Source organism: Campylobacter bilis, from assembly GCF_016806695.1.
Classification (GTDB): Bacteria; Campylobacterota; Campylobacteria; order Campylobacterales; family Campylobacteraceae; genus Campylobacter_D; species Campylobacter_D bilis.
In genome coordinates, this window is sequence record NZ_WUED01000003.1 from 1 (window position 1) to 14206 (window position 14206).

At 31.8% G+C, this 14206-nt stretch carries 14 protein-coding genes and 2 pseudogenes; 8 read left to right on the forward strand and 8 right to left on the reverse strand.

What is annotated here, in order from left to right:
* The 8 genes and pseudogenes from GRQ01_RS07630 to ilvE form a co-directional block, all read right to left on the reverse strand.
* Nucleotides 1-298: pseudogene (locus GRQ01_RS07630) on the reverse strand (methyl-accepting chemotaxis protein); the annotation flags it as partial.
* Nucleotides 299-487: 189 nt separating this feature from the next.
* Nucleotides 488-1033: pseudogene (locus tag GRQ01_RS07635) on the reverse strand (cache domain-containing protein); the annotation flags it as partial.
* Nucleotides 1034-1422: 389 nt separating this feature from the next.
* A complete protein-coding gene (locus GRQ01_RS01575) occupies nt 1423-3939 on the reverse strand; it encodes a molybdopterin guanine dinucleotide-containing S/N-oxide reductase (RefSeq protein ID WP_158334099.1) in 2517 nt (838 codons plus the stop codon).
* A 9-nt stretch (nt 3940-3948) separates the two neighbouring features.
* On the reverse strand, nt 3949-4524 hold the full coding sequence (locus tag GRQ01_RS01580; RefSeq protein WP_158334100.1) for a cytochrome c3 family protein: 576 nt from the start codon (nt 4522-4524) through the stop codon (nt 3949-3951).
* A gap of 292 nt (nt 4525-4816) precedes the next feature.
* A complete protein-coding gene (locus GRQ01_RS01585) occupies nt 4817-5326 on the reverse strand; it encodes a DUF2393 family protein (RefSeq protein WP_158334101.1) in 510 nt (169 codons plus the stop codon).
* The gene (locus tag GRQ01_RS01590; protein ID WP_203121129.1) at nt 5326-5856 is read right to left on the reverse strand and encodes a DUF2393 family protein; all 531 of its coding nucleotides are present in this window, start codon (nt 5854-5856) and stop codon (nt 5326-5328) included. The genes GRQ01_RS01585 and GRQ01_RS01590 overlap by 1 nt, the downstream gene beginning before the upstream one ends.
* A 9-nt stretch (nt 5857-5865) precedes the next feature.
* A complete protein-coding gene (locus GRQ01_RS01595; RefSeq protein WP_158334103.1) occupies nt 5866-6954 on the reverse strand; it encodes a prohibitin family protein in 1089 nt (362 codons plus the stop codon).
* 10 nt (nt 6955-6964) lie between these two features.
* Nucleotides 6965-7879, reverse strand: coding sequence for a branched-chain-amino-acid transaminase (gene ilvE, locus GRQ01_RS01600; RefSeq protein ID WP_158334104.1), 915 nt, complete (start codon nt 7877-7879; stop codon nt 6965-6967).
* A 219-nt stretch (nt 7880-8098) separates the two neighbouring features.
* On the opposite strand from ilvE, the gene GRQ01_RS01605 reads away from it, so the two are divergent.
* From GRQ01_RS01605 to mreC, 8 genes are all read left to right on the forward strand, one after another.
* Nucleotides 8099-8308: a tautomerase family protein gene (locus tag GRQ01_RS01605; protein ID WP_203121131.1), complete on the forward strand. Its 210-nt coding sequence runs from the start codon at nt 8099-8101 to the stop codon at nt 8306-8308.
* Nucleotides 8302-8754: a thioredoxin-dependent thiol peroxidase gene (gene bcp, locus GRQ01_RS01610; RefSeq protein WP_158334105.1), complete on the forward strand. Its 453-nt coding sequence runs from the start codon at nt 8302-8304 to the stop codon at nt 8752-8754. Before GRQ01_RS01605 ends, bcp begins: the two co-directional genes overlap by 7 nt.
* Nucleotides 8754-9845, forward strand: coding sequence for an epoxyqueuosine reductase QueH (locus GRQ01_RS01615; protein ID WP_158334106.1), 1092 nt, complete (start codon nt 8754-8756; stop codon nt 9843-9845). Before bcp ends, GRQ01_RS01615 begins: the two co-directional genes overlap by 1 nt.
* 92 nt (nt 9846-9937) lie before the next feature.
* Nucleotides 9938-10378: a 3-hydroxyacyl-ACP dehydratase FabZ gene (gene fabZ, locus GRQ01_RS01620; RefSeq protein ID WP_158334107.1), complete on the forward strand. Its 441-nt coding sequence runs from the start codon at nt 9938-9940 to the stop codon at nt 10376-10378.
* Complete coding sequence (gene lpxA / locus GRQ01_RS01625; protein WP_158334108.1) at nt 10378-11169, forward strand: acyl-ACP--UDP-N-acetylglucosamine O-acyltransferase; 792 nt, start codon at nt 10378-10380, stop codon at nt 11167-11169. The genes fabZ and lpxA overlap by 1 nt, the downstream gene beginning before the upstream one ends.
* A complete protein-coding gene (gene clpX / locus GRQ01_RS01630; RefSeq protein ID WP_158334109.1) occupies nt 11162-12385 on the forward strand; it encodes an ATP-dependent Clp protease ATP-binding subunit ClpX in 1224 nt (407 codons plus the stop codon). The genes lpxA and clpX overlap by 8 nt, the downstream gene beginning before the upstream one ends.
* Before the next feature lie 12 nt (nt 12386-12397).
* Complete coding sequence (locus GRQ01_RS01635; protein WP_158334110.1) at nt 12398-13438, forward strand: rod shape-determining protein; 1041 nt, start codon at nt 12398-12400, stop codon at nt 13436-13438.
* A complete protein-coding gene (gene mreC / locus GRQ01_RS01640) occupies nt 13428-14177 on the forward strand; it encodes a rod shape-determining protein MreC (RefSeq protein WP_158334111.1) in 750 nt (249 codons plus the stop codon). Before GRQ01_RS01635 ends, mreC begins: the two co-directional genes overlap by 11 nt.
* Nucleotides 14178-14206: the final 29 nt, after the last annotated feature.

Sequence of the window (14206 nt, forward strand, 5' to 3'; positions counted from 1 at the left end):
AATCAGATCCCACTCTAGCTTGTAAAACATCAAGCAATTTATTAAGAACATTTTTAAGTTCTATGAGTTGAGGATTTCTTGGATTGGCTGTAATTCTTGCTGTTAAATTACCCCCTTCTACTATAGATACTGTTTGTACAGATTCTTTAACAGCTTGATTGTCTTGTTCTAAACCTTTTTTAGTTTGTAAGATATTCTCATTAATAGCACTTGAGATTTGACCAAATTCATCTTTGCTTTTGATTTCTATAGTAGAGACATTTTGGGTTTTATGGTTGATGAAGTCGAAGAAGGAGTTAATATTAGCATGTATTCCTTGAACTCCAGTAATGAGATTTTTGTAAAACATAAAGATAAAAGGTATGATAATTAATATAAAGAGCATAGAGAATGTTATAGTTCTAAAAAAGCTTTCTGAAAAAAAGGATAGTAATTCACTTAAATTTTTTTCAATATAAGGTTCTAGGGTATCTTTATACATACCTGTTGTTACCCACATATCGTCTGTATTAGGTATTAAATAGCTATAAGATGTTTTATCTACTATAGAGTCAGGACCTCCACCTGGTTGGGGTTTAGTAAATTTATAAGAAACAAATCCTCCATTATTTAAAGCTTGCTTGTATAATTCTTGTACATAAAAGACTCCATCACTGTCTTTTGCATTTTTTAAATCAGATCCTACTATATCTTTTCTTACTGCGTGGGCTATGGATAGGGTTTTTTTGTAAACAGAAAAATAACCGCTTTGATCTTCTTCAAATCTGAAATTTTCAATAGCTGTGGCTATGATTTTTATTTTTTCTTTTTCATCTGGGACATTTTTAATGAGATTTCCTAGGGCAATAGCCATAGATTTTGTTAAGAGTTCAAGTTTGCTGTCTATTTCTTTGTTAATTAAAAAGCGCGTTGTTTGAGTTATTTTTTGGCTTCCTTGTAGGTTATTATAATAAAAAATTGCGAAAGTTGCTAGCATGGAAATAAGACAAATAATTCCTAGCATAAGTATCTTTTTACGGATTGATAATTGCATCAATATACTCCTTGTGGTTTTAATTTTTGACTACTTTAAGTAGTGAAAATGTTATTTTTTGTTTAAAATAACTAAAGAGGATTTAGAATTTATCAAGCATTGAAAATTCATTCAAGTTGTAATTCCAAAATGATTATTATTGGATTAAAATATCGATAATTTTGCTTTCATACTATAACCTCCGCATCGTTAAAATAATAAATTTTATTTTAATATTATAGCAAAAAATAAATAAATTTTTATAAAATTTTTTGATTATTTTTATATTTTTATAATTAATTCTTACAAAAGTAAATAATACATAAATTTAAAACTTATTTGACATTTTATTATTTTGTTTTTTATTATATCTTGTAAAAATCATTAAGAAAGCCTTTAAGGCTTTCTTTTTAATTGGCACCTTTTGGGGGATTAAAGGCATTAAGTATTGGGGCTTCGCCTTGGAATTTTTCTATATTTACAAGGCCTGTGTGAGAAATATTGCCATTTGCAAGTTTTGAAGTAGGTAGATCTAGGGTTAAAACATTTGCATTTCCGCATTTGCAAAGCCCTTTTTTATCAGGATCGTACCAAGCCCCTTCGCAAAGCCTGCAAACCCCTTGCATGATTTCATCGCTTACTACAGCACCTGCTAGGACTTCTCCGCGTTTGTTAAACACGCGTACGAGATCGCCATTTTTAATGCCCAATCTTTTAGCGTCTTTGGTATTGATTAAAATTGGTTCTCTGTCTTTTACTGCATAGGTATTTCTTAAGCTTGTATGGCAAAGTTGTGAATGCAAGCGATCTCTTGGGTGGTTTGTAAGCAAATGCAAAGGTGCTTCTTTGGTTGCATTTCCTAGCCATTCAATAGGTTCAAACCAAGTAGGGTGGGGTTTGCAATCATCATAATTATACTTTTTAATCGTTTCTGAATAAATTTCTATCAATCCTGATTCTGTGCCCAAAGCATTTAAAATAGGATCTTCAATAAAGTCAGAAAAGCGCGTCCATTCTAAACTTTCAACCGTAGGTTCAAAAGTAATAGGTTCGTTTTTAGCCCAAAATTCTTCAAAACTTGGCATAGGTGTAGCAAAGGCTTCACCAAAACTTTGGGTTTGTTTTAAAGCACTATTGTAGTATTCTTTAATGAAATCTTTAGCTTTTTTGCCATTTTCTGTATAGGCATTAAAAACATCCTCACCATAAATTTTACAAATATCAGAAAAAATCACATAATCATCCTTGCTTTCGCCTATAGGTTCAACGGCTTGTTTCATAGGGGCTATATGCATATTAGAATAATCCCCTGTCATGGTAATATCATCCCTTTCATAGGAGGAAGTTACAGGCATGATGATATCTGCCATTTTAGCTGTTGGAGTCCAATAGATTTCATTGACTACAACGGTGCGTGGTTTTCTCCATGCTTTTAAATTTGTATTTGTATTTTGATGATGTACTATAGGGTTTCCACCTACCCAGTAGATAAAATCAATATCAGGATAAGTAACTTTGCTTCCGTTATGATCGATAGTTTTGCCAGGATTTAATAAAGCGTCTGCAATTCTTGCTACAGGAAAAGAGTAATTTGCTACATTTTCAAGCCATTCAGCACCTTCATTTGCAGTATTTGCTTTAGCTAAGCCTTGAAATTTTCCATTTTTCCAAATCCCCAAATTTCCTGCTGTCATACCGCCAATAACCCCGCCTTTGCAGGTTGGAACCCCGCCATTGCTATAATGATAACTCAATCCAAAGCCTCCTCCTTTGGTGCCAATTTGCCCTAGCATAGCACAAAGAGTTATTAGCATCCAGTGAGGTTGCTCTCCATGGTGTGCTCTTTGCATGCCCCAACCACTCATGATCATAGTAGCATTGTCATAAAAAGTTTCAGCTAAATTTTGTATGGTTTTTTCATCAATGCCACAAATTTTACTTGCCCATTTTGTATCTTTGATAATTCCATCTTCTTTGCCTTGCAAATAGTCTTTAAATTTATCAAAACCTGTGGTGTAGTTTTCTAAAAATTCGTAATTGACTTTTTTCTTAGCGATTAAATGGCTTGCCATGCCCATCATTAATGCTACATCTGTATTTGGTCTTGGGGTGATCCATTGGGCATTTAGAAATTTAGCAGTAGCGGTTTTTACAGGATCGATGCAAATGACTTTGATTTTACTTTCTTTGAGTTTTTCAAAATACGCTAAACCTCTTTGTTCATTTGAAGTCCAAGCAATACGTAGAGTAGAAAGAGGATCAGCACCCCAAATGACTACATATTTAGAATGGTTTAAAATATTTTCCCATGAGGTTTGTTGTTCATAAACTTCAATAGATCCTACAACATAAGGCATAATGACTTGAGAAGCTCCTGTAGAATAATCCCCACTAGTCCCTACAAATCCGCCTGTTACATTTAAAAACCTATGAAGTAAGATGCGTGAGTTTTGCATATTTCCACTTGATTTCCAGCCATAACTTCCGCCAAAAATAGCACTTGTGCCTTTAGTATCTCTTGTTTTTTTAAGCTCTTTGGCAATGAGTTTAATGGCTTGATCGTAGCTTACACGAATAAATTCTTCTTTTCCGCGAAGTTCAGGTTTAGGATCATCAGGATTTTGAAGGTAGGATTTGCGTACATAAGGATATTTTACACGAGATTTATACACCATATCAGCAGTGTAGTGTTGCAAAGGATTGTCCATTTTGGTGATTTTTTCCCAAGGTTCGCTTTTAATTATTTTACCATCTTTTATAGTGAGTTTTAAAATTCCCCAATGTGCTGCAGTGATCACTTCGCCATTTTTTACAAGCCCAAGGCTTACTTTTGAAGCTTCTATGGTTTTTCCTGTGCTTAAAGTTGGGATAAGGGGTAGGGCACTTAAGCTTGCACCGATTTTTAAAAATTTCCTTCTATCTAGCATATTTTCTCCTTATTTTGCTTTAAAATCTTTGGCGTTTTTTTGCAAATATTCTATGACAAGCCATCGGTCTTTTTTATCAATTCCTGTTCTATCGGCCATGGATCGGAAAATCGCAGGCCAAGCATTTGCATTAAATTCTTTTTCTTTATGGAGTGCATGACAAATTCCGCAATTGTTTACAAAAAGATCTTTAGCACGCTTTAGCATTTCTTTATTATCTTTAAGAAATTCTTTTTTATCTGCCCAAATTTCAAGACTTACTTTATCCCATTTGCCATCTTTTCCCGCAATTTTTTGTGAGAAATTCAATTTAGTATTTTTCGAAAATGCTGCAACAATGATTCTTTGAGTATCGTTAAAATAAACCACAAAAGGAGCTTTAGGGTTTACATAGCCATCGATTTTGACTAAAACCTTGTCTTTATCGGTCTTTAGTATTTCAAAAGGATTTGTAGGTAAAAGTCTTCCTGCAACTTTGGTATCATCTTTATTAAGATAAAGTGATACAACTTCATCAGTATAAGCAATATTTTTTGCCCATAAACATGTCGCTAGGACAGCAAAAGAAATGAAAATCTTTTTCATTAACTATTCCTTAAAAATATAAAAATCTAATGTAAATATATTTTAATCCAAGTAGCTTAATTATTACTTAATTTTACATAATTCTTTTTAAGATTATTAATTATTAGGATTTTAATATTATTCTTATTTGTATAAATTTTAAGAAATAAATTGTTTGTTTTGGATATATAATTTAAATAAAAGTGTTTTATATAAGCTATGAAAATAAATATAAAATTATTATTTGATTTTGAAATATTAAGTTGTAAATCTTATAAATTAGAATATATTTAATTTATATTTAAATTGATTTTTAAATACATTTTAGAGTATGATAAAATTCAGGATTGTTAAAACTTGGCGGGAAAGGAACACTAGCTCTAAATTCTTTATAAGTATTGCCTGGGAGTTGATCTATGATTTCTATAGTGTAAGAAACGCTAGTATTTTGCATTTTGGCATTGCGAATGTTTTTGTCATTGAAAATTTCTGCACCCACTTGCCTTTGATCGAGTATGCTAAGGATTAAATAACATTTCCTAATTTCAAATCGAGTGAGATTTTGTACCTTCCCGCTTATGATAACGCTTTCATGTCTTAAATCTCTTGTGTAGGTTAATTTACTTAGATTGGCTTGAGTAGTAAATTGATTGATGGTTAAAAAAGTAGAATATATTAAAAGTGCTGTAAAAATAGTTGTTATAGTGTAAAAAATCAAAGCAAGTTCTTTTTGCTTGATTTTAAGAAAAATTAAAATACAAACTAAAATAAAACAAAGAAGTAAAATAATAAAAGCCAGAATATGAAAAATAGTAAAATGCATTAAAAACACTCCGAATTCAAGCGTAGGGTGTAGTTGTTTTCATAATTAAAATTTTCAAAAGAAATTCTTTGAAATTGGGTTGTATTTTTCTTTAAATCTTTGATTTTTTGACTTTTTTGTCTTAAAGGAAGGAAATTCTTTTTATATCCTTCTAAGATACTATCATTAGGCATTTTATCACCAAAGATTTTAGCTGTAATTTTACATTCTTTAAAATTGTTTTTTGAGGTATTTGTAATGCTAAAATCGACAATTAAAGCATTAGAACTTTGTATTATTTTTTGATCTGTGATGGTTGTTTTGCGTGATCTTGCTTTATCATCTATAAATTCATATGCATAAATATAAATTAAAAAGCAAATAATAATATCAAAAGCGATAATAAAAAGTGCTATTTTAGGTTTATGACGTAAAAAAACACAAAGAAGCAAAACGCAAGTGAAAAGGAAAAAAACTAATAAAATCAGCATATAATCTACTAAATATAAATAAGTAGTGTAAAAAAGCAGAATTTCTCTTAGTTTTTCCACTTGCATGCCTTAGTTCATATTAATAGAACTTTGTTTTTTAGCATCCTTTGTATCAACCCAAATGTTTGGCACTGCTCCACCTGGAGTGAGGAAAATTTTAGCATCTTGATTGACTTTTAATGCTTCGTTGAATTCCTTTTGGGTTTCAATTTGTTTTAAGTTAAGCAAAGGTGTATTTAAACTGTTGGCAATTTCTTTATTAGAATAAGCTTGTGCGTCTGCTTCAATTTTTACAGCCATGGCTTTACCTTTAGCGCTAATAATGGTTGCATTAGCTTCACCTTCTGCTAAAGCTGCTTTTTTTAAAGCTTCTTGATTAGCTCTTTCAACTTCATATTTGGTTCTTTCGGCTTCTTGTTTGGCAATTTGTACACGTTCTATTTGCTCTTTAACCTTAGAAGGGAGAATGATTTCTCTAAGTTGTACTGCACGAAGCTCTACAGGTTCGTTAGGCTGTGCTTCTATGGTTTTTCTTATTCCTTCTTCTATTTGGGTTGCAATAGCATTGCGATTAGTTGGTAATTCTTCTGCGGTATATTTTCCTACGACACTTCGTACTACATCGCGAACCACAGGATCTATGATTTTATTTTCCCAATTTAAACTCCAAGTCGCTATAGTTTGAGGTACTTGAAGGGGATTTAGACGGTATTGGACTGTTACATCAATAGATACGGGCAAACCACGAGAATCAAGCACAGAAATACTGTTTTTATTAATGACACCTGAACCTGAAGATAAATTTTCATTACTCCCTTCTATAGAAGCATAATTAATTTGTCTTACTCTAGTGTCGATTATGGTTATTTTTTGTATAAAGGGTATGAAAAAATGAAGTCCGGGTTCTAAGGGATTAGGATTGTATTTACCTGTGGTAGATTTAATCCCCATTTCACCAGAGTTAATTACCATGAAAGGTTTTGCAATGACTAAAAACAAAACGATAATAAGCGTTCCATAAACAAGAGGAGAAAATTTTCCAAAGCCTTTGAAATTAAATTCAGGGGCTTTAAAATTAAAGTTTTGACGGTTAAAATTCCCGCCATTATTAGAATTTTTATTTTTTTTATTAAAATAATCATTTAAATCAGCTGGCATTCATTTCCTTTTAAATATAAGTTAACATAGATGCGTATTTTTCATTGCGTCCATAAACTACATCAAAATAAGCATCTTGAAGTTTTTTAGTTATAGCTCCTCTAAAACCACTGCCTATAATTCTTGCATCGACATTATTCACAGGGGTGATTTCAGCGGCTGTTCCGGTGAAAAATGCTTCATCTGCAGTATAAACTTCATCTCTTGAAATTCTTTGACGAAGTACGGTGATGCCAAGATCATGGGCGATTTTGAGTGTTGTATCTTGAGTAATGCTTTTTAAGGAAAAATCATTTGGAGGTGTGATTAAAACCCCATCTTTTATGATAAAAAAGCATTCACCTGTTCCTTCTGCGATAAAACCTTCTTCATCAAGCATCAAGGCTTCTTCATAGCCTGCTTCAATAGCTTCAAATTTTGCCATTTGTGAGTTGAGATAATTTGCACTTGCTTTGGCCTTGCCCATGCAAGATTTTACGCTGTTTCTTGTAAAAGATGCAATTTTTACTTTAATACCTTTATTTAATCCTTCTTCGCCAAGATAAGCGCCCCACTCCCAGGCTGCAATCCCTACTCTAACAGGGGCTTTTACATGATAAAGCCCCATAACGCCATCGCCTAAAAAGATTAAAGGCCGTATGTAGGCATTGCTTTTAAAATTATTTGCTTTTAAAAGTTCAATTTGAGCGTTTTGAAGTTCTTTTTGAGAAAAAGGGCAGTTTAAAAGAGTTATTTTCGCAGATTCTAAAAGTCTTTTAGTATGATCTTCAAGTCTAAAAATTGCTAAACCCTTATCGGTTTTATAAGCTCTAGTTCCTTCGAAAACAGCATTGCCATAGTGTAAAGAATGGGTTAGAAAATGTAAAGTTGCATCTTTAAAATCAACTAATTTTCCATCCATCCAAATTTTATCTGCTGAGATCATTTTTCTACCTTACAAAATAAATTTATTTCTTAAACAATTTTTATTTTTGTGAAAATAAAATCTAATTTTATCAAAAATATACTAACAATAAGCTTTGACTTTTTTATGAAATGAAAATGAGTGTAAAATTACAAATTTAATAATTTTTTTAAGAGGTATTAAGTATTTTTTGAAATAATTATAAAGATTATTAATTTTAATTTTTTGTAAGGAAAAATAGTGCCATTAGTAAATATAAAATTAGCAAAACCTGCCTTAGATAAAGTTCAAAAAGCACAGCTTATAGCTGATATAACTGAACTTTTAAGTACCAAATATAATAAAAACAAAGAAAGAATTGTAGTTGTTTTAGAAGATGTAGAAAATTATGATATAGGTTTTGGTGGAGAAAGCGTAGAAAAAATTAAAGAAAGGGTTGATAAATGTTAAATATAGGAGATAAAGCACCTCAGTTTGAGCTTTTAAATCAAGATGGAGTAAAGATCGCACTTAAAGATTTTATAGGTAAAAAAGTAATTTTGTATTTTTATCCTAAGGATAACACCCCAGGTTGTACAACCCAAGCGTGTGATTTTAGTTTAAATTATGAAAAATTCAGTGATAAAAATGCAGTGATTATTGGTATAAGTCCTGATAGCGTAGCAAGCCATGAAAATTTCATAGCTCGCTTTAATTTAAAGCACATTTTATTAAGCGATAGTCAAAAAGAGGTTGCTAAAGCTTATGGAGTTTGGGGGATTAAGAAAAATTACGGCAAAGAATATGAGGGTTTAATCCGATCCACTTTTGTCATCGATGAAACAGGCAAAATTGCTGAAATTTATACTAATGTTCGCGTTAAAGGTCATGTTTTAAGTGTGCTTGAAAGTCTTTGATGTTAGTGCATATTTGCTGTAGTGTAGATAGTCATTATTTCATACAAGAACTTAAAAAAGAATACCCCGATGAAAAAATCATAGCCTATTTTTATGATCCTAATATCCATCCTTTTAGTGAGTATGAATTAAGATTTTTAGATGTTAAAAGATCTTGTGATAAGCTTGGTATTAAGCTTTACAAAGGTGAGTATGAGTATGAAAAATGGTTAAATGCTGTAAAAGGCTATGAAGATGAACCTGAAAAAGGCGCAAGATGTGAAATTTGTTTTGATTTAAGAATGGGTTCAAGTGTGGAATTTGCAGTAAAATTAGGAGAAAAAAGACTTACTACGACACTTCTTACTAGCCCTAAAAAAGACTTAGAACAATTAAGAAATACCTTGCAAAAAGAATGTGAACCTTATGGAGTGGAGTTTATAGCACCTGATTTTCGTAAAAATGGTGGTACGCAAAGGCAATTTGCCTTAGCAAAAAAAGAAAAATTGTACCATCAAAATTATTGTGGTTGTATTTATGGACTTAAAAAGCAAAAGCAAGATAAGAGTTTTATTGATGAATTGTTTTCACCTGTAAATAAGCAAATTGCTCCTGCGAGTATACAAGCAAGAATTAAACTTTATAAAAAGGTGCATTTATTTGAAAAAAAAGGGATAAAATTTGAAATTCTAAGGCAAAAATTTTTAAATTATCGTCTTTTAAGTGCTTTAGTAAAACTTGATAAAAAGCCTATTAAATCCTATATTTTGTTTTATTCTCATTTTAAAAATGCTTATACGAGATTTTCTTTAAATGAAGAGGATTTAAAACAAAATTTAAAAGAAGGTCATTATAAAAGTACTAAAGATGAAATACTTTTGATAGAATTTTGGCGTTTTAATGCTTATTTTAAAAACAAATGGAAAGATTTTGAAGATTTTTTAAAATGTCCTTTAAGTGTAGAAGCTGAAATTAAATGGCGTGTTAAACACTTCGGATCTTATAATCTTAGTCCTATTATAGTGCTTGAAAAGATTTTGCCTTTAAGATATGAGATAATAGCAAAGAGTGAAATTTACCACGATAGTAAAGAAGTGCTTATAAAAATCTAAAAATTTACCAAGAAAAACTTTTCTTGTTAATATAATTTTTAATGAATTTTTTATATAATAAAATTTTTTAATTGTTTTAAGGGTAATTTATAATGATAGACGTAATGCAAATTCAAAAAATCTTGCCACACCGTTATCCTTTTTTATTGGTTGATAAAATTACAGAGTTAAAAGTTAAAGAAGTGGTGCGTGGGTACAAAAATATTAGCATAAGCGATCATGTTTTTATGGGTCATTTTCCAGATCATCCTATTTATCCTGGGGTTTTAATTTTAGAGGGTATGGCACAAACTGGAGGAGTTTTAGCCTTTGAAAGTATGGAAGATAAAGTCGATCCAAAGAGTAAGGTTGTGTATTTTACCGGTATTGATGGGGCAAAATTCAGAAATCCTGTGCGTCCTGGAGATAGGCTTGATTATGAAATGAGTGTGGTTAAAAATCGTGCAAATATGTGGATTTTTAAAGGGCAAGCTTTTGTAGATGGCAATTTAGTCGCAGAAGCTGAACTTAAAGCTATGATAGTAGATAGATAATGAAAAAAATTCATCCAAGTGCAGTGATTGAAGAAGGTGCACAGCTTGGCGATGATGTTGTAATAGAAGCTTATGCTTATGTGAGTAAGGATGCTAAAATAGGCAATAATGTTATCATTAAGCAAGGTGCTAGGGTTCTTTCAGATACAACCATAGGAGATAATTCTCGTATTTTTTCTTATGCTATAGTAGGGGATATTCCTCAAGACATTTCTTATAAAGATGAGCAAAAAACAGGAGTCATTATAGGTAAAAATGCTACAATTAGAGAATTTGTCACTGTAAATTCTGGCACTATGAAAGGGGACGGTTTTACGCGTATAGGAGATTACGCTTTCATTATGGCTTATTGTCATATTGCGCATGATTGTTTTTTAGGGGATCATATTATTTTGGCAAATAATGCGACCTTAGCAGGGCATGTAGAACTTGGTGATTTTACTGTCGTAGGAGGGCTTACGCCTATCCATCAGTTTGTAAAAGTAGGTGAAGGTTGTATGATAGCAGGAGCTAGTGCGCTTTCACAAGATATAGTGCCTTTTTGCTTGGCTGAAGGAAATCGTGCAAGTATTAGAAGTTTGAATTTAGTAGGTATTCGTCGTCGTTTTGATAAAGATGAGGTAGAAAGACTTAGTAAAGCTTTTAAATTTTTGTTTAGGCAAGGAGACTTGAAAGAAAATGCAACACTATTATTGGAGCATAATCAAAGTGAAAACGTTAATAAGATGTGTAATTTTATATTAGAAACCAAACGAGGAATTCCTGTTTATAGAGGTAAAAATAATGCCTAAAAAATGTAGTTTTTGTAATGAAATGGAAAATTCACAAAGAAGGATTTTAGCTAATGAAAATGATGATGCTTTTATTTGTGAATATTGTGTTGAGGGTGCTTATAGCATTATTTATGGAGAAGAAAAAGAATTTAAAAATCCTAAGCAAAATCATAATATAGAATTTAAAGATCTTAGCCCAAAAGAGTTAAAAGCTTATTTAGATCGCTACGTTATAGGTCAAGATAGGGCTAAAAAAATCTTTAGTGTAGGAGTGTATAACCACTATAAAAGGCTTTTTAAATCTCAATTTCAAGACGATGATACAGAACTTTTTAAGTCTAATATCTTGCTTGTTGGTCCTACAGGAAGCGGGAAGACTTTGCTAGCTCAAACTTTAGCCAGATTTTTAGATGTACCAATAGCAATTTGTGATGCGACTTCTTTGACTGAAGCAGGTTATGTAGGTGAAGATGTAGAAAATATTTTAACACGGCTTTTACAAGCTGCAGATGGAGATATAGAAAGAGCACAAAAAGGTATTGTTTTTATCGATGAGATTGATAAAATTGCTAGAATGAGTGAGAACCGTTCTATTACGCGTGATGTAAGTGGTGAGGGCGTGCAGCAAGCTTTGCTTAAAATCATAGAAGGAAGCTTGGTAAATATCCCACCAAAAGGGGGAAGAAAGCATCCAAATCAAGATTTTATACAGATTGATACTTCAAATATTTTATTTGTTTGTGGTGGAGCATTTGATGGCTTAGAAACCATACTTAAGAGAAAGTTAGGCGATAAGGTTGTAGGGTTTTTTGATGATACAAAAAAAGACGATAAAACCTTGCTTGAAAAAATAGAACCCGATGATTTGGTGCGTTTTGGTTTGATTCCTGAACTTATAGGACGCTTGCATGTGATTGCTTCTTTAGATGAGCTTAGTGAAGATGACATGGTTAGAATTTTAACTGAGCCTAAGAATGCTATTGTGAAACAATATCAAAAGCTTTTTGCTATTGATGGAGTGAATTTGAAATTTGAAGAAGATGCTTTAAGGGCGATTGCACAGCTTGCACTTCAAAGAAAGACTGGAGCTAGAGGACTTAGAAGTATTATAGAAGAGCTTATGGTGGATTTAATGTTTGAATTACCAGAATATAAAGACTATGATATTGTAATTACTAAAGAAGTTGTAAAAGAGAATGCAAAAGCATTATTAATAAAGAGAAAAACAAGTTAAAAAGGATAAATAATGATATTAGATCAGCTTATAGGATTTTTTTCTAGTGATATGGGGATTGATTTAGGGACAGCTAATACCCTTGTTTTAGTAAAAGATAAAGGTATAGTGATTAATGAACCTTCTGTAGTGGCAGTTGAGAGAGAAAAATATGGTTCTAAGGCTAAAATTTTAGCCGTGGGTAAAGAGGCTAAGGATATGGTAGGTAAAACTCCAGGTAATATCGAAGCAATTCGCCCTATGAAAGATGGCGTGATCGCGGATTTTGATATGACAGAAAAGATGATACGTTATTTTATAGAAAAAACCCATCGTAGAAAAAGCTTTTTGCGTCCTAGAATTATTATTTCTGTTCCTTATGGTTTAACTCAGGTAGAAAGAAAGGCTGTAAGAGAAAGTGCTTTAAGTGCAGGTGCTAGAGAGGTGTTTTTAATCGAAGAGCCTATGGCCGCTGCAATTGGAGCGAGCTTACCTATACAAGAACCTAAAGGCAATTTAGTTGTGGATATAGGGGGCGGTACAACTGAAATTGGTGTGATTTCCCTAGGAGGACTTGTGATATCAAAATCTATTCGTACTGCAGGCGATAAACTTGATATGAGTATAGTTAATTATGTAAAAGAAAAGTATAATCTTATCATAGGTGAAAGAACTGGTGAAGAGATTAAAATCACTATAGGTTCTGCTATTCAGCTTCCAAAAGAACTTTCCATGGTAGTTAAAGGACGCGATCAAGTAAGCGGGCTTTTAAGCCGTATTGAGCTTACAAGTGAAGATGTAAGAGAAGCTATGCGTGAGTATTTAAAAGAAATAGCTGATGCCTTAAAAATGGTACTTGAAATGATGCCACCTGATTTAGCAAGCGATATAGTAGAAAATGGTGTGGTTTTAACAGGAGGTGGAGCATTGATCCGCGGACTTGATAAATATTTATCAGAAATTGTTCGTTTGCCAGTTTATATTGCTGATGAACCACTTTTAGCTGTTGCAAAAGGAACGGGCAAAGCTTTAGAGGAAATTTCATTATTGCAACAACTGACTAATGAAGAATAAGATTTTTTATGTTCTTATTTTAGCCTTTTTAGTGTTTATATCTTTTTATTATGGAGGACTTGTTAAGCAAAATGTTCTTCGTATTAATGATCTTGTTATAAGCAATTTTTATAATATTAAAGATTTTTTGGGAGAAAAAATTTCAGAACATTTTAATCAAGTCAATCAAATTCAAAAATTAAAAACTAGAAATAAAGAATTAGAAGATATTGCTGTAAAAGCAACTAGTTTTGCTAACCAATTAAACCGTTTTTTAGAGGATCAAAATTCTACTAAATATTTGCCTCAAGTTTCTTTAACTAGAGTTATTTCTTATGTGCAACTAAATGATTATAAAAAGCTATGGCTAGATTGGAATAAAATTCCTCTTAATAAAAATCGTGGATTGATTTATCAAGGATATACTGCGGGCATAGCTATTAATAAAAATGGTAGGGCAATGGCACTTTTGCAAGGAGATGAACAGTGTGTTTTTTCTGTTTATATAGGAAAATCTAAAGCTCCGGGTTTGATTCAAGGCGAAGAGGGTAAGCTTATGGTTAAATTTATTCCAAAATGGGCAAAAATCAATATCGCAGATGAAATTTTAACTAGTGGACTTGATAATATCTTTTTTTCAGATATACCAGTAGGCATTGTCAGTAAGATTAATGATGAGGATATGTATCAAAGCGTTGAAGTAAAACCTTATATCCAAATCACTATCCCTAATTATTTATACATAGTTGATAATTTATAATGTCAATGATTTTGATAAAACCATGAACA

Excerpts from the sequence above, each read along its gene's own strand:
- ilvE (WP_158334104.1), bottom strand. The coding sequence starts at position 7,879 with ATGATCTCAGCAGATAAAATTTGGATGGATGGAAAATTAGTTGATTTT.
- GRQ01_RS01595 (WP_158334103.1), bottom strand. The coding sequence starts at position 6,954 with ATGCCAGCTGATTTAAATGATTATTTTAATAAAAAAAATAAAAATTCT.
- mreC (WP_158334111.1), top strand. The coding sequence starts at position 13,428 with ATGAAGAATAAGATTTTTTATGTTCTTATTTTAGCCTTTTTAGTGTTT.
- lpxA (WP_158334108.1), top strand. The coding sequence starts at position 10,378 with ATGAAAAAAATTCATCCAAGTGCAGTGATTGAAGAAGGTGCACAGCTT.
- GRQ01_RS01635 (WP_158334110.1), top strand. The coding sequence starts at position 12,398 with ATGATATTAGATCAGCTTATAGGATTTTTTTCTAGTGATATGGGGATT.
- bcp (WP_158334105.1), top strand. The coding sequence starts at position 8,302 with ATGTTAAATATAGGAGATAAAGCACCTCAGTTTGAGCTTTTAAATCAA.
- clpX (WP_158334109.1), top strand. The coding sequence starts at position 11,162 with ATGCCTAAAAAATGTAGTTTTTGTAATGAAATGGAAAATTCACAAAGA.
- GRQ01_RS01580 (WP_158334100.1), bottom strand. The coding sequence starts at position 4,524 with ATGAAAAAGATTTTCATTTCTTTTGCTGTCCTAGCGACATGTTTATGG.
- fabZ (WP_158334107.1), top strand. The coding sequence starts at position 9,938 with ATGATAGACGTAATGCAAATTCAAAAAATCTTGCCACACCGTTATCCT.
- GRQ01_RS01615 (WP_158334106.1), top strand. The coding sequence starts at position 8,754 with ATGTTAGTGCATATTTGCTGTAGTGTAGATAGTCATTATTTCATACAA.
- GRQ01_RS01575 (WP_158334099.1), bottom strand. The coding sequence starts at position 3,939 with ATGCTAGATAGAAGGAAATTTTTAAAAATCGGTGCAAGCTTAAGTGCC.
- GRQ01_RS01585 (WP_158334101.1), bottom strand. The coding sequence starts at position 5,326 with ATGCATTTTACTATTTTTCATATTCTGGCTTTTATTATTTTACTTCTT.